This window comes from Streptomyces sp. NPDC058308 (assembly GCF_042880275.1).
In the GTDB taxonomy this organism is placed as follows: Bacteria; Actinomycetota; Actinomycetes; order Streptomycetales; family Streptomycetaceae; genus Streptomyces.
Map to the genome: position 1 here is coordinate 505,281 of NZ_JBHVZA010000001.1, position 16,386 is coordinate 521,666.

General features: G+C 70.6%; 18 protein-coding genes and 1 pseudogene. 10 read left to right on the forward strand and 9 right to left on the reverse strand.

Annotation, left to right across the window (positions count from 1 at the left end; all coding sequences use genetic code 11):
* The first annotated feature begins 7 nt into the window (after window positions 1–7).
* On the forward strand, window positions 8–484 hold the full coding sequence (locus ACFVYL_RS01920) for a hypothetical protein (protein ID WP_389712317.1): 477 nt from the start codon (window positions 8–10) through the stop codon (window positions 482–484).
* Between the two features lie 101 nt (window positions 485–585).
* Here ACFVYL_RS01920 and ACFVYL_RS01925 read toward each other — a convergent pair.
* From ACFVYL_RS01925 to ACFVYL_RS01935, 3 genes and pseudogenes are all read right to left on the reverse strand, one after another.
* A pseudogene (locus ACFVYL_RS01925) lies at window positions 586–1,338 on the reverse strand (tyrosine-type recombinase/integrase); the annotation flags it as partial.
* Window positions 1,339–1,483: 145 nt separating this feature from the next.
* Window positions 1,484–1,729: a hypothetical protein gene (locus tag ACFVYL_RS01930; protein WP_389712318.1), complete on the reverse strand. Its 246-nt coding sequence runs from the start codon at window positions 1,727–1,729 to the stop codon at window positions 1,484–1,486.
* Window positions 1,717–1,968 (reverse strand): hypothetical protein, encoded by a 252-nt coding sequence (locus ACFVYL_RS01935; RefSeq protein WP_389712450.1) that lies wholly within the window; start codon window positions 1,966–1,968, stop codon window positions 1,717–1,719. Before ACFVYL_RS01935 ends, ACFVYL_RS01930 begins: the two co-directional genes overlap by 13 nt.
* Window positions 1,969–2,242: 274 nt before the next feature.
* On the opposite strand from ACFVYL_RS01935, the gene ACFVYL_RS01940 reads away from it, so the two are divergent.
* The 5 genes from ACFVYL_RS01940 to ACFVYL_RS01960 all read left to right on the forward strand — a co-directional run bounded on the left by ACFVYL_RS01940 (window position 2,243) and on the right by ACFVYL_RS01960 (window position 5,167).
* Window positions 2,243–2,962: an XRE family transcriptional regulator gene (locus ACFVYL_RS01940; protein ID WP_389712451.1), complete on the forward strand. Its 720-nt coding sequence runs from the start codon at window positions 2,243–2,245 to the stop codon at window positions 2,960–2,962.
* Between the two features lie 2 nt (window positions 2,963–2,964).
* Entirely contained in the window at window positions 2,965–3,435 is a 471-nt protein-coding gene (locus ACFVYL_RS01945) for an NUDIX domain-containing protein (RefSeq protein ID WP_389712319.1), read from the forward strand.
* Between the two features lie 540 nt (window positions 3,436–3,975).
* Window positions 3,976–4,215, forward strand: a complete 240-nt coding sequence (locus ACFVYL_RS01950) for a hypothetical protein (protein WP_389712320.1) — start codon at window positions 3,976–3,978, stop codon at window positions 4,213–4,215.
* 107 nt (window positions 4,216–4,322) lie between these two features.
* A complete protein-coding gene (locus tag ACFVYL_RS01955; RefSeq protein WP_389712321.1) occupies window positions 4,323–4,523 on the forward strand; it encodes a hypothetical protein in 201 nt (66 codons plus the stop codon).
* Between the two features lie 110 nt (window positions 4,524–4,633).
* On the forward strand, window positions 4,634–5,167 hold the full coding sequence (locus tag ACFVYL_RS01960; RefSeq protein WP_389712452.1) for an FAD-dependent monooxygenase: 534 nt from the start codon (window positions 4,634–4,636) through the stop codon (window positions 5,165–5,167).
* Window positions 5,168–5,448: 281 nt separating this feature from the next.
* Here ACFVYL_RS01960 and ACFVYL_RS01965 read toward each other — a convergent pair whose 3' ends face one another.
* The 3 genes from ACFVYL_RS01965 to ACFVYL_RS01975 form a co-directional block, all read right to left on the reverse strand.
* Window positions 5,449–6,453 (reverse strand): HEAT repeat domain-containing protein, encoded by a 1,005-nt coding sequence (locus ACFVYL_RS01965; protein ID WP_389712322.1) that lies wholly within the window; start codon window positions 6,451–6,453, stop codon window positions 5,449–5,451.
* Between the two features lie 6 nt (window positions 6,454–6,459).
* Window positions 6,460–7,128 carry a HEAT repeat domain-containing protein gene (locus ACFVYL_RS01970; RefSeq protein WP_389712323.1) on the reverse strand — a complete coding sequence of 223 codons (669 nt, stop codon included), beginning with the start codon at window positions 7,126–7,128 and terminating at the stop codon, window positions 6,460–6,462.
* Window positions 7,129–7,234: 106 nt separating this feature from the next.
* Complete coding sequence (locus ACFVYL_RS01975; protein ID WP_389712324.1) at window positions 7,235–7,984, reverse strand: hypothetical protein; 750 nt, start codon at window positions 7,982–7,984, stop codon at window positions 7,235–7,237.
* A gap of 207 nt (window positions 7,985–8,191) precedes the next feature.
* Between ACFVYL_RS01975 and ACFVYL_RS01980 the strand changes: the two genes are divergently transcribed.
* The 3 genes from ACFVYL_RS01980 (at window position 8,192) to ACFVYL_RS01990 (ending at window position 12,293) form a co-directional block, all read left to right on the forward strand.
* On the forward strand, window positions 8,192–10,270 hold the full coding sequence (locus ACFVYL_RS01980; protein WP_389712325.1) for a trypsin-like serine protease: 2,079 nt from the start codon (window positions 8,192–8,194) through the stop codon (window positions 10,268–10,270).
* A 134-nt stretch (window positions 10,271–10,404) separates the two neighbouring features.
* Complete coding sequence (locus ACFVYL_RS01985; protein ID WP_389712326.1) at window positions 10,405–10,839, forward strand: hypothetical protein; 435 nt, start codon at window positions 10,405–10,407, stop codon at window positions 10,837–10,839.
* A 2-nt stretch (window positions 10,840–10,841) separates the two neighbouring features.
* Window positions 10,842–12,293, forward strand: a complete 1,452-nt coding sequence (locus tag ACFVYL_RS01990; protein WP_389712327.1) for a M1 family metallopeptidase — start codon at window positions 10,842–10,844, stop codon at window positions 12,291–12,293.
* Between the two features lie 42 nt (window positions 12,294–12,335).
* Here the strand turns inward: ACFVYL_RS01990 and ACFVYL_RS01995 are convergent, their stop codons facing one another.
* Genes ACFVYL_RS01995 through ACFVYL_RS02005 form a run of 3 tightly spaced genes read right to left on the reverse strand, consistent with a single transcriptional unit; the run spans window position 12,336 to window position 15,387 of the window.
* On the reverse strand, window positions 12,336–12,869 hold the full coding sequence (locus tag ACFVYL_RS01995; protein ID WP_389712328.1) for a copper chaperone PCu(A)C: 534 nt from the start codon (window positions 12,867–12,869) through the stop codon (window positions 12,336–12,338).
* Window positions 12,866–15,166: a heavy metal translocating P-type ATPase gene (locus tag ACFVYL_RS02000; RefSeq protein WP_389712329.1), complete on the reverse strand. Its 2,301-nt coding sequence runs from the start codon at window positions 15,164–15,166 to the stop codon at window positions 12,866–12,868. Before ACFVYL_RS02000 ends, ACFVYL_RS01995 begins: the two co-directional genes overlap by 4 nt.
* Window positions 15,166–15,387: a hypothetical protein gene (locus ACFVYL_RS02005; RefSeq protein ID WP_389712330.1), complete on the reverse strand. Its 222-nt coding sequence runs from the start codon at window positions 15,385–15,387 to the stop codon at window positions 15,166–15,168. Before ACFVYL_RS02005 ends, ACFVYL_RS02000 begins: the two co-directional genes overlap by 1 nt.
* 157 nt (window positions 15,388–15,544) lie before the next feature.
* On the opposite strand from ACFVYL_RS02005, the gene ACFVYL_RS02010 reads away from it, so the two are divergent.
* Complete coding sequence (locus ACFVYL_RS02010; protein WP_389712331.1) at window positions 15,545–16,306, forward strand: NAD(P)H-dependent oxidoreductase; 762 nt, start codon at window positions 15,545–15,547, stop codon at window positions 16,304–16,306.
* The last annotated feature ends 80 nt before the right edge of the window (window positions 16,307–16,386 follow it).

Sequence of the window (16,386 nt, forward strand, 5' to 3'; positions counted from 1 at the left end):
GCAGCAAGTGAGGAAAAACGTGATTCATCTCTCCTTCCATCTCCCGGAGCCGGGTTCAGCCTGGATTAGGACCTGGGACGCCGCCAAGCAGGGCGATCCTGCTGCTGCCACGGAGATGGACCTCCGTTACAAGTACTTCGGGGTGAACTTCGAACTGGCGGTTGATGGCACCGAGGTCGTCTCAAGGAAGAGATTTGTGACGCTCGTCGACCTGGCCTTGTCCCTTTCGGGTGCGGCGAAGCGAATCTCGTTGGGCGAGGATGCCGCGTTTGGATTTACGGAAAGCGATGAGGTTATTCGCCTGCGCCAGGATGGTGATCTCATCGCAGTGAGCTCATCGAAGCGTCCAGTGCAGGCGTCCGTGGGTCGCGAGGAACTCGTACGAGAGATTCTCATTTTCCTGAGAGCGGCGCATTCTCGGCTGATCACTGAAATTCCCGGATTGTCTGCGAATCCAGTTATTCAGCGAATTCCTCCGGAGTAGGCCGCCTGTCTCGGAGAGAATGAAGAATGAAATGCAGAGGCCCCGCTGGAGTGTTCCAGCGGGGCCTCTGCGGTCGTTTGACGGCAACGCTGACGACAACGTCAGCGGACGACGGCTGCGGTAGGCGGGCCGTCCGGGGCGTCGGCCAGGCCGAGGATGGTGCCGAGGGTGTCGATGGCTTGGCGCTGGAGGCGGAGTCGTACGTGGGCGTAGACGCCGACGATGACGCCGATGTGGGCGTGGCCGAGGAGTTCCTTGATGACGACGAGATCGACGCCCTGTTCCAGGAGCAGGGGCGCAGGCGAGTGCCGGAGGTCGTGGAAGCGGGTCGTCCGGAGTTCCGCGCTGTGGAGGAGGCGGCGGAAGCGGTGGGTGGTCGGTGGGGTCGAGTGGCTTGCCCTTCGTGGTGGTGAAGACGAGGCCGTTGTCCGTCCAGCTCGTTCCGGCCGCTTGGCGTTCTTCCTGCTGCCGTTCCTGGTGATTCTTGAAGGAGTTGCTGCATTCGGTGGGGAGGGCGATGCGCCTTTCGGAGGCCAGGGTCTTGGTGTTCAGGACGGTCAGGCCCTGGCTGCGGGTCCGCTGGAGGGAGCGGTGAATGGTGGCGGTGTTCCGTCGTCGAGAGCGAGGTCTTCCCACTGGAGGCCGAGGAGTTCGCCCTTGTGGAGTCCGGCGCGCAGGGCGAGTTCATACAGGGCGTGAAGCCGGTCGCTGTTGGCCGCATGAAGGAATCGCGGGGCTTCGGCGGCGGTGAGGGGCTGGAAACGCCTGGGGCGGGGCGTGGTCGTCTTGACGTTCCGGTCGACGTTGCGCGGCAGCTCGTCCTCGCGGACTGCGTGTTCCAGGGCGGACTTGAGTGCTCATGACCATGGGACCGGCACGCACGTGAGGGCCCGTCCCTGCCGGGGCTGACGAGTGCGGGGAAGCCTCGATCGGCTGCGCCCGGCAGGGACGGGAGTCGGGTGGGTCAGCGCGGTGCGGCGCCTGGGCGAGCGGGGTGGGTCACGTCTGGCGCCAGGTCCGCCAGGGGCGGGTGATGATCTCCCGGTAGGTGTGGTGGGACGGGTTCTGGCCGCAGTGCCGCAGCACCCAGTTCTGCGGTTCGGCGAAGTCCTCGCTCATCGGTGAGGTCTCTCCGTCCACGGCGCACTGCATCGCGTACAGGACCGGCTCCGCGTCCGGCTCGCGGTCTGGCTGGAGCGTCCAGGTCTCGTAGCGCAGGACCGAGCGCGGGGTCACCGTCTCCACCTCCGGTTGGCCACGGCCACCTTCGCGCTCAACTCCTCCGCCGGAGTCGGCGTACGTACGTCCTCGGGCGGCACGTCCCACTCCCGCCCACCACGCGGCGGTCGAAGCTGCACGTACGGCCCCACACGCCCCATCACCACGCCCACCTTGCCGCTCCGCCGATCGACCACCAGGGCGCCGGCATCGGGCGAGACGGTCTGCCCGTCGGCATCAGGGGTGGGGGCCGTCATCGTGACCACCCCCGGCGAGGCGGTGCGCGACCGGGCGTCCAGTCGCAGGGCGGGAACACATGCGGTGGCGCTCTTTCGCACGGTGACGCTCCTCGGCGGCGTTGATGCGTGCCCCTGGGCCTGTTGGTGCCGCAGGGTCGACACCGATCCTCACGCCGGTCACCGGGACGAAGGAACCTCCACCGAACCCCACTTCGGGACGTCCCGCACCGTGTAGAACGTCCCTGGTGCCGTCCTGAGACGAAGGGGGAGATTCGTGCCGAACGAGAGACTACGAGCCGTCATGGCGGCGGGAGGCTGGACGTACGCGACCCTTGCCCAGGCGGTTGAGGTCGATCCCAAGTCGGTCGAGCGCTGGGTGAACCTCGGGCGTGTCCCACGTCGTGCCACCGCCCTCCAGGCGGCCAAAGCTCTGGGAGAAGACGTGCACGCACTCTGGCCGGCGCTCCGCCAGGCCCGCCCCGCCCGCGCCATCAGCCCCGAACTGGTCGCGCTCTACGAGCAGCGGGCCGACCTCCCCGTCTCGACGTTCACCGACCTGATGGCCCAGGCCCGGGAACGGATCGACATCCTCGTCTACGCGGCCGTCTTCCTCCACGAGGCGTACCCGCGGCTGAACGAACTCCTCAGCGAACGTGCCGCCGAAGGCTGCACCGTCCGCATCGCGATCGGGGACGCCGACAGCGACACTGTCCAAGCCCGCGGCCAGGAGGAGCGGTTCGGCCACGGCATCGAATCGCGCTGCCGCCTCGCCCTCATGCATTACAGACCCCTCGCCAGCACCCCGGGTATCGAAGTCCGCACCCACGAAACCACGCTCTACAACTCCCTCTACCGCGTTGACGACCAGCAACTCGTCAACGCCCATGTCTGGGGCGTCAATGCGTACGCCGCTCCCTTGTGGCATCTTCGCCGACACGAGGGAGGCGGCATGTTCGACACCTACGCCGAGAGCTTCGACGCCGTGTGGACGACGGCAACCCCCGTACGAGAGGAAGGCTGACCGTGGCCCGCGCCGAGTACTACGACGACCCGAACGCCCCCAAGCCGAACAGCATGGTCGTCGCCGCCTCCGCCGTCGTCACCGACGACCACGGCCGCATCCTCCTCCAGCGCCGCCGCGACAACGACCTATGGGCCCTGCCCGGAGGCGGCATGGACCTCACCGACTCCCTGTCCGGCACGGCCGTCCGCGAGGTCAAGGAAGAAACCGGCCTCGACGTCGAGATCACCGGCCTGGTAGGCACCTACACCGACCCGAAACACATCATCGCCTACACCGACGGCGAGGTCCGCCGCCAGTTCAACGTCTGCTTCACCGCCCGCATCACCGGCGGCAGGCTGGAGATCTCCGACGAGTCCACCGAACTCCGGTTCGTGCCGCCGGACGAGATCGAGCAGCTGCCCATGCACCACACCCAACGACTCAGGCTCCAGCACTTCCTGGAACAGCGCGAGAAGCCGTACCTGGGTTGAACCGCCTGACGGCAGTAGCGACGGCAACACCCCCGCACAACCACGGACGCCCACGCACGTCACCGGACCAGCAAACCGCACTTGACCTGCGAAAAGCAGGTCGAGGGCTTCGCTTAGCACACGCACTATGTGCTAACGGGTCAGACCCTGATTCTGGTTCACAATTCCAACTGTCCGACTGGTGGGTTCAAGGTTGGCGTCAGCCCGGACGAGATCGCTGATATTAACCGCGGTTTCGGTGGGGAGACGTTGTTGAGCGGATCGCCAGCAAACACCCTGGCTAACGCCAGTCGCTATAACAGCTTCTGGGATAAGTCGGCAGCCGTGATCAGGGATATTGCGGGAAGTCACATGTTCAACAACGTAAATAAACGAACCGCTCCAAGCTACCGTTGAGCAGTTGATGCAACGGAACGGTGTCACGAGCGGCCCCACTTTCGCTGACCTCCGAGGTGTCGTCGACAGGGTAGGCAAAGGTCAACTGCATGACGTAAGTGACATCTTGGCAGCCTTGAGGGGTCATTGATGGGAGTGAAAGAGATGGATATCGAGCAGCTCATGGAGAAATTGGGCCGCCCTGGCATCACCGTGATCCTAAAGGTGGATGATGAGAGAATGGCGGAAGGTGGCGAGCCTTGGACGTTGGTAATGTCGGGGCCGGACCTAGGCGAGCAGGGGTTTATCCGTGCCGAATCTTCCAGCCTTAGCGGCTGCCTGGAGCAAGGGTTCACACGACTGCGCGCCAGGCCCGGGGAATGGGAATGGCTGACTGAAATTTAGTAGTCATCGGAATGAGGCCTTCTCGAGTATTTTCGGGAGGGCCTCATGCTGTTTGACGGCAACGTCAGCGGACGGCGGCGGGGTCGAGCGGCCCGCCGTTCGTGGTGGTGCAGACGAGTCTCCACGGCCTGAGGGCATGGCCGTTGGCGCGCGCCCGGTTGGATCGCCCACTCGCCCAGCCCTCAGACGTCGGCATGGCGCACGGGCCGGGCACAGCAGTGGGCGACCCCATCGAGTTCGGCGCGGTGGCCGCGGTCTACGGCAAGGGCCGGGCACCCCCCGCCGCAAGACCTGCGGCGGAGGTCTGATCGGCGCCTCCCTCGCCGCCCTGCCTCCCAGCCTGCCCCTGGAGGTCTACAACACCGCCGAGCGGTTCACGTTCCTTCTCGACGGCCGCAGAGAACGCACCCTCGCCTCACTGGACTCGGCCTGCGCGATGGTCTGCCGCAGCGAACTCGCCGCGGCGCTGCCCGAAGCCGCCGCCGCGGCGAACGCGGAGGTCCGCGACGGCACCGCGCTCACCGCCCTGGAACAGCAGGGTGACACGGTCACCGTGAGGACCAACCGCGGCGACACCCTGCGCGCCCGGGCCGTCACCGGCGCCGACGGGAGCGCCGGCCCGGTCAGCCGGTACGTGGGGGTGCGGTGCGCGCAGGTCGGCCTCGCTCTGGAGGTGGAGGTGCCGGTCGACGAACGGACGGCCGACCGGTGGCGGGGGCGCGCCCTGATGGGGTGGGGCCGTTGCCCAGCTCCTTCGGGTGGTTCTTTCCCAAGAGGGATGCGTGCACCGCCGGGGTCGCGGCCGCCCGCGGCAACCCGGTCGCCCTGCGCGCCTACAGGGAGGACTTCCTCCGCCGCCACGGACACCTCGGCCCCCGCCCCCTGCACGACACCGGCCACCTCACCCGGTGCCGTCACTCAGACTCCCCGCTGGCGCGCGGACGCGTGCTGATCGCCGGGGACGCCGCCGTCCTCGTTGACCACTGGTCCAGTGAAGGCATCTCCTACGCCCTGCGCTCGGGCGAGTTCGCGGGCCGGGCCGCCCCCGGCCTGGCGGCGCCCGGACGCCTACATCGCGGGCTGCACCAGCGTCGCCGGAATCATGACCCCACCCCTGGCGCACACCGCGGCACTGGCCACCCGGCTCCCCTCCCCGGTGGCGAGACGGCCCTCGGGCGAGACGGTCCGCCCCTGAGAGGCAGGTGTACGGCGGTATACGGTCCCTCGGGCCCCTCACCTCGCGTCGCGGATCCCGAGGACGTACGTCGCGGTGTGGGCGACGGCCCGGTCTTCGTCGTGCGACAACTCCACGAGTGCGCGGGCCGCCGTGGTTCCGGGGATGTCCGCGAGCGCCTCCGTGAGCCGGCGGCGCGCGGACGGGTCCAGGGTGCCGTCTGCGAGGCGGTCGACGAGCCCGGCGGCGATCCGGTGCTCAAGCGCGGAACTGCCCGCCAGCGCGCTCAGCGCGTCGGCCGCGTCGACGTCGTGCGTCTTGTGGACGACCATGTCGATGAGGGTCGGGACGGCGTCGGCGACTCCACGGGCGCCGAGCGCGAGGGCCGCGTACCGGCGGACCACCGCGTCGGCGTGCGTGAGCGCGTCCCGCAGCAGTGCGGTCGCCTCGTCGTCCGGGATCTCGGCGAGGGACTGGACGGCGCGTCGGCGCACCTCGGCCGACGCGGAGCCGAGTCCCCGCGCCAGCGACTCCCATCCGCCGCCGCCCGAGCGGGCGAGGGCCCACCGGAGGGCTCCGGCGACATTCGGGTCCGTCTCGTTCAGGACCGCCTCGACCAGTGCTTCCACGGGCACCGGAACCGCGTCGACCGAGGAGAGGGCCGCGCGTTGGCGCTTGCCCGCGCTCGGTGAACCCAGTGCCTGAAGGAGTGCGACGGTCCGCAGGACGTCCTGCCAGCCCGCGGGTTCCGCCGCGTCGATCCGCCGGAGCCGGGTGAGCAGCTCCGTCTCGACCGCGATGCGCTCCCGGGTCCGGCGGATCAGGTCGTCGACGAGTTCCGGGGGCGCGAAACCGGGGTCGTCGAGCGCGCGCCCGACGTCGCGCAGCGAGAGCCCCAGGGAGCGCAGGCTCTCGACGTGGAAGATCCGCCGGATGTCGTCGTCGGAGTATTCACGGTAGCCGCCGCCGGTGCGGCCCGTCGGCCGTACCAGGCCGAGCGACTCGTAGTGCCGGAGCATGCGGGCGCTGACCCCGGACCTCCGCGCCACCTCACCGATCAGCACGGCTTGTCATCCTTCCCGGCCCGGCCCGCCGAGGAGCACGACGCGTTTCGCCTCTTCGATCGCGGACTCGAATCCGGCGTCGGGGTCGCGCAACAGCCGTTCCGTGGCGATGGCGTGCGTGCGTACGCGCGGGTCGGCGTCCGCCTTCGCCGCGCACAGCGTCGGCTCCATCGCCTCGCCGAGCGCGATCAGGGCGCGGCTGAGGCTCAGCTGCGTCTCCCGTCCGCCGCGTCCGAGCTGGGTCGCCAACGCCGCCGCCAGCTCGGGCTCTTCCCCCGCGGGCACCAGCACGACCGCCGCCCGCCAGGCGCTGCGCGCCACCTCGTCGTCGGCGTCGGACAGCAGCGCCGGGGTGATGGCCGGCCACGCCCGCCGGTCCCCGGTCTTGGACAGCGTGTGCAAGGCCTGGCTGCGCGCTTGCGCCCGGGCCGAGCGGACTTCTTCGAGCAGCCGCGGGACCGTCATGGCCGGTGGGTGGCGGGTGAGGGCCCAGGTCAGCATTTCGCGTACGGAGAAGTCGGGCTCGACCGCGCACCGTTCGACGAGCTCGTCGAGGAACCTCGTGTCGGGGGTCGTGCCGATCGCCAGCGCCGCCCGGAGGCGCGCCGACGCGCGCCTGTCCGCCAGCCCCTTGAGGCCTCGTACCACCTCGGTGTCCTGCATCGACATGGCCATGGGGACCACCTCCTCGGCTCCAGTGAAGGGGTTGTCACCGTGTCAAGGTCAACCGCGTCGAGGTCAATCAGGTCGAGGTCAATCGGGTCGGGTCAGCCGGGTCGGGTCAGCCGCGTCGAGGCGAGGCCAGCTTCCGCTCCGCGCTGCTGCCCTGGTCCTCGCTGGTCACCGTGACGGTCGCCGCGCCCTCGTCGCCGTCCCACCAGTCGGCGAACGCCGTGCCGAGAGCGTCGACGTTCTTCTGGGTGCCCTCGTCCTCGTGCGTGCGGTAGTCGGTCGAGACGGTGACGGCGCCGGAGCCCTTCGACCCGTATCCGATGGTGACTCCGGTGACGTGCGGGGCGAGGCGTTTGCCGTCCGGGGTGTGGGCGGCGGTCCAGGAGCGGAAGTCCGTCAGGAGGTTGGAGGGTTCATCGCCGTCGTACAGCGTCGTCTTCTTCGCCGTCTTTCCGCCCTGGCCGAGGAAGTGCGCGCTCCCGGCCGCCGGATCGCCGTCCCACCACTGCGTGAACGCCTGGGCCAGCGGGCCGACTTGGTCCTCCGCCTCGCCCCAGGGGCCGTAGTCGGTGAGGACCTCGACGACGCCCGCGCCCTCGCCGGAGCGGTAGTCGAGGCGGACATTCAGGGCGTGGCCCGCCAGGGCGTCGTCACGCTTGGAGTCGTTCGTCTTCAGCCACGTACGGAAACCCCGCAGCAGGTTGGGGTCGTCCTTCCGCGACACCCCGTCCCCCTTGCGCGCGGCGCCGCTCGGGGAGGAGGACTTCGACGGTTCCCGCACGGAGCCGCTGTCGCCGTCACCCCCGGAGCACCCCGCCGTCAGAAGCAGCGCGGCCGCCCCGAACGCCCCCGCATACATCCCGGTTCGCTGGACTCGCCCCGTTTTCCCCACTGCATTCTCCGATCAACCCACAGGCGCATTAAGCTACTTACGGGGCAAATGGTCGTTTATGCCCCAATCGACACGTCGTTCGATGTGTGCGTAACGTACCTTCTCGATTGATCTGTACCAATCGGGCCCCGGACGACCGGGGTCCGTTTTTTGTGGGGGAACACCACTGTGAGAATGAAACGCAGCCTGCCTGCGATCGCCGCTGCGGCCGCGCTCCTGGCCGCCGCGGCACCGGCCTGGTCCGCCACGGGCCCCGCGCCCGCCGCGGCCACGCCGACGCCGACCTCGTCGGCGATCCCGGCCCCGGCCCCGGAACGGTCCGACGCACCGTCGAAGACCGCGAAGCCGGACCCGACGGCGACCGCGAAGCCGTCGAGGACCGCGAAGCCGGACCCGAAGTCCCCGTCCGCGTCGCCCTCCCAGGCCCCTGACCAGGACCTGGCCCGCGAGCTTGAGAAGTTCTGGACCCCGGAGCGGATGTCCGCGGCCAAGCCGGTCGAGGAACAGCAGGCCCGCGAGGCCGCGGCGGCCGAGAAGGCCGAGCGGGACAAGAAGGATGGGCGGGCCGGGGGGAGTGACGAGCAGGCCGCGCCCCGTCAGGGCATGCTCCGCTCGCCCTCGCACACCTTCAAGGGCATCAAGGAAGTCGGCACCTTCTACTGGGCGCAGAAGGCCGGCAACGACTACCCGGACCGCTACGACTACCGCTTCTGCGGCGGCACCGTCGTCCCGTCCCCGGGCAAGAACCTGGTCGCGTCGGCGGCGCACTGCTTCGACAGCAACGACCAGAAGACGAACCTGATATTCGTGCCGCAGCACAGCGCGAAGAGCCCGATGCCGCACGGCATGTACCCCATCAAGAAGGGTCACATCTTCAAGGACCCCGGGTACACCGGGACCAAGAAGAGCGAGGAGGACTACACCGACGTCGACGTCGCCTTCCTCGCCACCGAGCCGCGCAGCGACGGCAAGGACGTCGAGAACGTCGTCGGGGCCATCCCGATGGGCTTCAACACCGGCTTCAACCACACCGCGCACGCCATCGGTTACCCGTACCTGTACGGCGGCGCCAAGTACAAGCCGAAGCAGGACCCGCTCAGCTGCACCACGCCGACGAAGAAGTACACGTCGGGCAATGCCAAGGACAGCGGCGGCCGCCTCTGGCGCGGCGGCACCTTCACCGAGATCAACTGCGACGGTTACGTCGGCGGCACCTCCGGCGGACCCTTCATCACCGCGGGCGGTGAGTCGGCCAAGCTGATCGGCGTCACCGGCGGCTGGATGACCGGCGGCCACAGCTCCGACACCTCGTACTCGTCGTACTTCGACGACGACGTCAAGCGGATCTACGAGGCCGCGAAGGCGAACAAGCAGCCGGCGAGCATCAACCCGCCGCCGATGGCCGAGCCCGTCCTGCCCGGCGCCGGCACGTGGAAGCACGCCAAGTCCATCGCCAACGGCTACTTCGCCCTGGACGGCCCGGTCTCCGACGACCGGATGGACATGTTCGTCATGTGGTCGGACGGCGAGCTGAGCATCTACCGCGGCGCGGGCAAGGGCAAGAACCACTTCGACAAGGAGTTCAAGGTCCAGGGCCCCAACGACCTGTGGCGCAACCACGCCGTGCAGGTCGTCGCGGGCGACTTCACCGGTGACAACGGCTCGGACCTCGTGGTCCGCTGGTCCGACGGTGAGGTGACGCTCTACCCGTCGGTGGACGAGAAGGGCTTCCACGGCGAGCATCAGCTCGTCGCGCCCAACTCCACCTGGAAGCACGCCGAGGCGATGACCGCGGGCCGCTTCGGCGGCAACAAGTGGCAGGACGACCTCGTCGTGCGCTGGTCGGACGGCGAAGTCACGCTCTACCAGAACACCGGCGACAACAAGAAGCTCGGCAAGGAGATCGAGGTCGTCGCGCCGGGCACCTCACAGGCCGGCACCTGGAAGCACGCCACCCAGATCACCGCGGGCGACTACTCCGGAGACGACGACTGGGACCTCATCGTGCGCTGGTCCGACGGCGAGCTCACGCAGTACCAGGACTTCACCGGCACCGGGAACTCCTGGGGCGAGCACAAGTGGCAGGCCCCGAACGGCCTGTGGAAGCACGCCCTGCTCGTCAGCGGCGGCGACTTCACCGACAACCCCTGGGCCGACGACACCATCGTGCGCTGGTCGGACGGTGAACTGACCCTGTACGCCGACGGCAACGCGTCCGGCATCGGCGCGGAGAACCAGCTCGTGGCTCCGTAGCGGCGGACTGATTCACGCTGATTCACGGGGAGAGGGGCGGCAACCTCATGGCGCGTGCGCCCCTCTTCCTCACCGGGCCACGTCCTGGCACCCGGGACAGACCCGTCCCACGGCAGCCGACCGCACGGAGAGAGATGATGAAACACTGGTACGCGAGGCACCGCCGCCCCCGGCGACGCCCCGCTCTGGGTCTCCCCGCGGCGGTCGGCTGCCTCGCCCTGTCCGCGTGCGGCACCGGAAGCGCCGCTGACCCTGCGCCCCCCGAGGGCTCCGCGCGGCAGGCCCACCACCGCCTCCTGCAGCAGTTCCGCTCCTGGGCCCGCGACACCGGCGAGTCCCGCACCGCACGCCACGCGCGGGCGGTGTTCACGGTCCGACTCGCCGATTCCGGCGGCGCGTACGACTACGACGTCGAGCTGAAGACCGACTGGCCCGCACGCGCGGAGCGGACCGAGGAGCTCGCCGGGCTCTTCCGTACCTGGTGGGACGGCGACGACGGCGACGGCAGCGCGCGAGACCTCGTCCTGCTCGATGTGCGCGGCAACCGCCTCGGCCACACCCGCCTGTGACCGTGCCCGTCCTCCCCCGCCGCCGCCCCGGACAGGAGTCCGCCATCCACCCCCGCACCCGCCGCTGCGCCCTCCTCCTTGCCCTGCTCCTCACCGCGACGGCCGCCTGCACGTCCTCCTCGTCCGGCCCCGAGGACCACGACCGGGCGAGCGCGGGCGCGACCGGCGTCGACGACCACCTGTTCCCGGCGCTCGGCAACGGCGGCTACGACGTCGCGCACTACGCGCTGACCCTCGACTACGTCCCCGACGACAACGACCTGACGGGCACCGCGGTGATCACCGCCCGGGCGACCCAGAACCTGTCGCGCTTCAGCCTGGACCTCGCGGACCTGCACGTGCGCCACGCCGACATCGACGGCTCCGGCGCGCGGTTCAGCAGGAAGAAGAACAAGCTGACGCTCACCCCGGCCCGGCCCATCGGCAAGGGGAAGACCTTCCACGCCACCGTCCGCTACGACGGGACGCCCCGCATGATCACGGCGGTCGACGGCGGCAACGAGGGCTGGATCGAGACGGACGACGGCGTGGCGGCGCTCGGCGAGCCCACCGGGTCCATGACCTGGTTCCCCGGCAACCACCACCCCTCGGACAAGGCGACGTACGACATCGACATCACCGTGCCGTCCGACTACACCGCCGTCAGCAACGGAAAGCTGCGCGAGAAGCGGCAGCACGGCAAGCGCACCACCTTCCGCTGGCGCAACCCCGAGCCCATGGCGAGCTATGTCGCGTCCGTCGTCACGGGCGTCTTCGACGTCTCCACCGGCACGACGGACGACGGTCTGCCCCTCTACACCGCCGTCGACCCCGACGAGGCGGACGGACCCGTCGACGTCCACGAGCTGGTGCCCGAGGTCATCGACTGGGCGGAGGGCCGCTTCGGCCCCTACCCCTTCTCCTCCGCAGGATCCGTCGTCGACCACCTGCCCGACCTTGACTACGCCCTGGAGACGCAGACCAAGCCGTACTACGAGAAGGCACCGGACGAGAGCCTGGTCGTGCACGAAATGGCCCACCAGTGGTTCGGCAACTCCGTCACTCCCCGCGCCTGGCAGGACATGTGGCTGAACGAGGGCTTCGCCACCTACGCCGAGTGGCTCTGGGACGAGGAGCACGGACACCGCAGCGCCCAGCAGACCTTCGACTCCTTCTACGAGGGCACGCACAAGGAGAGCGAAGACATCTGGGACTTCCCGCCGGCCGACCCGCCGGCCGCCGCCCGGGTCTCCGACTCCCCGGTGTACGGCAGGGGCGCCATGACACTGCACATGCTGCGCAAGGCCATTGGCGAGCGCGCCTTCTTCGCCGTCCTGCGCGCCTGGACGAGTGAGCACCGGCACGAGAACGCCGACACCGAGCAGTTCATCGCGCTGTGCGAGAAGAAGTCGAGCAAGGACCTCTCGGACCTCTTCGACACCTGGCTCTTCTCGGCGGAGAAGCCCGAGCTGTAGTCCGACGCCGAGGCCTGGCCCGGTTCAGCTGCCGGGTCCGGTTCAGCTCCCGGGCCCGACCACCACCGCCTCCGCCTCGATCCGTCCGCCGTACCGGAAGGTCAGCACGAACGGGACCCTGTCCCCCGACTTCAACGGGGCGCGGGTGCGCACCATGATGTCCAGGCCGCTCGGCGACATGGTGAGGCCCTCGCCGGCCGGCACCGCGGCCGACTTCACCATCCCCATGGTGGCGCCCCCGCGGCCGTTGGCCACGAGTCGGCTGAGCATCACGTCGTCGAGGACCGGCGAGGACACCGACGTCAACCGGTCGTCGGAGCCACCGGAGTTGGCGATCGAGAAGAAGGCGGAGGTCTGGGTCCGGCCTGCGGCCGGCAGGAAGACGGTCCCGCGGGCCACCTCGACGCGGGCCGGGCTGCCCGCGGCCCCGGACCCCGTCCACGCGGTCAGAGCGCCCAGGGCCACGGCGCACGCCGCCACCGGTGCGAGCGCGGCGGCGAGGCCGTCGCGGAGCCCGCGCCGGGACGGCCGCCACGGGGGCGCGCCGGTCTTCGCATCGGTCATCGCGTCAGTCATCGTGTTCCTCCTCGGCCGTCGCGCCGCGGTCGCCAGGTGCGCAGCCGCAGGCTGTTGCCGACCACCAGCAGGGAGCTCGCCGACATCGCCGCGGCGGCGACCATGGGGTTGAGCAGGCCGACCGCGGCGAGCGGCACGGTGACGGCGTTGTAGCCGAAGGCCCACAGGAGATTGGCGCGGATGGTGCCGAGCGTGCGCCGGGCGAGGCGGACCGCGTCCGCGACGGCCTCGATGTCGCCGCGGACGAGCGTCACGTCGGCGGCCCCGATGGCCACGTCGGTGCCGCCGCCCATGGCGATCCCGAGGTCGGCGCCGGCCAGCGCCGCGGCGTCGTTCACGCCGTCGCCGATGACCGCGACCCGGCGGCCCCGCGCCCTCAACTCCCGTACCAGCGCCGCCTTGTCCTCGGGCGTACGGCGGGCGTGCACGTCGTCGATGCCCAGGCCATCGGCGACGGCGCGGGCCGTCGCCTCGCTGTCTCCGGTGGCGAGGACGGGGCGCACCCCGAGCCGCCTGAGGTGGTCCACGGCGCGGTAGCTGCCGGGCCGCACCAGGTCGCCGACCGCGAGGACCGCCTCGGGCACGCCGTCCACACGAACCAGGACGGGCGTGTGCGCGGCGCCCTCCGCCGCCGCCAGCGCGCGGGTCAGCTCTCCGGTCAACTCGTGGTCGGGGGAACGCACTTCGACCGTACGGCCGTCGACCTCGCCCCGCACGCCCCGGCCCGCCGTCGCGTGGAACCCGCGCACCGCGGGCAGCGGCCCTTCGGGCAGGCACTTGCGCGCGTACGTGGTGATCGCGCGGCCCAGCGGGTGTTCCGAACCCTGTTCCACGGCCCCGGCGAGCCGCAGCGCCGCCTCACGGCCGATGCCGTCCGGCGCCGCCGTGACCGCCGTGACGCTCATGTGACCGGAGGTGAGGGTCCCGGTCTTGTCCAGGACGACGGTGTCGACGTGGCGGAGGGCTTCGAGGGCCTGGGGTCCGCGGACCAGGACGCCGAGCTGGGCGCCTCGGCCGGTGGCGGCCATGAGGGCGGTGGGCGTCGCCAGGCCGAGGGCACACGGGCAGGCGACGACGAGCACGGCCACGCAGGCGGTGACGGCGGCCTGCGGGTCGGCTCCGGCGCCGAGCCAGAAGCCGAGCACGGTCGTGGCCAGGGCGAGCACGACCGGTACGAACACGCCCGCCACCGCGTCGGCGAGCCGTTGCGCCCGCGCCTTGCCCGCCTGGGCGTCGGTCACCATGCGGGCGATACGGGCGAGCCGGGTCTCGGCGCCGACCGCCGTGGCGCGGACGAGGAGCAGCCCGCCCGCGTTGACGGCCCCGCCGGTCACCCCTGAACCCGGTCCGACCTCGACGGGCTCGCTCTCCCCGGTGACCAGCGACAGGTCGAGGGCGGAGCTGCCCTCCACGACGTCGCCGTCGGTGGCGACCCGCTCGCCGGGCCGCACCACGAAGACCTGGCCCGCGGTCAACTCACGGATGGGGATGAGGCGTTCGGCGCCGTCCTCGCGCAGGACGACGTCCTTGACCGAGAGTCCGGCCAGCGAGCGCAGCGCCGCACCGGTGCCGTGCCGGGCCCGCGCCTCCAGGAACCTTCCGGTGAGCACGAACAGCGGTACGCCGACGGCCGCTTCCAGGTAGACGTGCGCGGTGCCGTCACCGGCGGAGGGCCGCAGGCTGAAGGGCATCGTCATGCCGGGGAGGCCCGCGCCGCCGAGGAAGAGCGCGTACGCCGACCAGCCGAAGGACGCCGCCACCCCCAGGGAGACCAGGGTGTCCATCGTGGCCGCCGCATGCCGGAGGCCGCGCAGCGCGCGCACGTGGAACGGCCAGGCGCTCCAGGCGGCGACCGGCGCGGCGAGCGCGAAGCACAGCCACTGCCAGTTGCGGAACTGCCAAGCGGGGACCATGGACAGGACGAGCACCGGCACCGCGAGCAGGGCGGTGACAAGCAGCCGCTGCCGTTCGAGCGCGGCCTGCGGGTCCCCTGGTTCCGTCGACGCCCCGTCCGGCGCGGGGCGTCCGTCCGCCGGGGCGCCCACCGGTCCGGGGGGTGCGGGGGGTGCGGGCAGTTCCGCCGTGTATCCGGCCTGCTCCACGGCGGCGACGAGGTCGTCCGGCAGGACGTGCGGCGGGTGGCTCACCCGGGCGAGGCCGGTCGCCAGGTTGACCGTCGCGCTCACGCCGTCCAGCCTGCCGAGCCGCTTCTCGACCCGTTTCACGCAGGCCGCGCAGGTCATGCCGCCGACGGCCACGTCCGTGGTCACGACGGCGTCGGCCGCTCCGGTGCCCATCAGTGACCTCCCCCGTGCGTGCCGCCCGTACCGCCGTCGTCGCCGTCGCCGCTGCCGCCACCGTCGCCACCGGGGTCCGTCCCGGTGTCGTGCAGGCCGGGCGCGACCGGCCCTGCGGCCGTGCCGACGGCGTACGACACGGCGAAGACCAGCGCCAGCAGCACGAGGAAGCCGCAGAGCGCGGGCGGTGGCACGAATCTTCGCCGTTGGTGCTCAGCCATCACCGCTCCCGGATCGCGCGAGGGCGCGGACCGGCCGGTCCGCACCGCTTCAGGAGTCGGCTGCGAACGGGCCCGAGTTCCCCGGTGGCCAGATCCTTGCGCACCATGGCCATCTGGCCACTCGTTGCGGGCAGGGCGGGCGGCACACGATCGGGGCATGAAGATTCTCTGGGTATTCGCGCATCCGGAACGGCGCTCGCTCGCCGGTTCCCTCATGACCGAAGGGCTGGCCACGCTGGAGTCGCTCGGGCACGAGCACCGCGTATCGGATCTGTACGGCATGGGCTGGAAGGCCGTGGTGGACGCCGACGACTTCGGGGGCGCCTCGCACGAGCGGCTCTTCGTCGGGCCCGAGCAGGAACGGGCCTACCAGGAGCGGGCGTTGAGCGAGGACATCCGCCGGGAACAGCAGAAGCTCGCGTGGGCGGACGCGGTGGTCTTCCACTTCCCGCTCTGGTGGTTCGGGCCGCCCGCGATCCTCAAGGGCTGGTTCGACCGCGTACTCGTCCAGGGCTTCGGCTTCGGCGTCAAGGGACCCGACGGCCGGACCCTGCGGTACGGCGACGGCGGCCTGGCCGGCAAGCGCGCGCTGATCGTCACCTCGGTCGGCGCCCGGGAGTCCGGCTTCGGCCCGCGCGGGATCCACGGCCAGCTGGATCAGGTGCTGTTCCCGCTGCTCCACGGCACGTTCTGGTACACGGGCATGGCCGCGCTCCCGCCGTTCGTGGTGTACGGCGCGGACCGGCTCACGGACGCCGGGTACGCGCGCGGCGCGGCGGAGCTGCGCGAGCGGCTGCGCACCCTGGCAACCACGAGTCCGCTGCCCTTCCACCACGAGAACGGCGGCGCCTACGACGACGATCTGGTGCTGCGGCCCGGACTCGCTCCTGGCCTGTCCGGTGTGGGTGTGCACCGGTGAGGTCCGGCCAGGACCGGTCCCGGCCGTGCGCACTCGCAGCGGGCCCGCAGGGCGAGGAAGGTGGACAAGCACGTGTAACC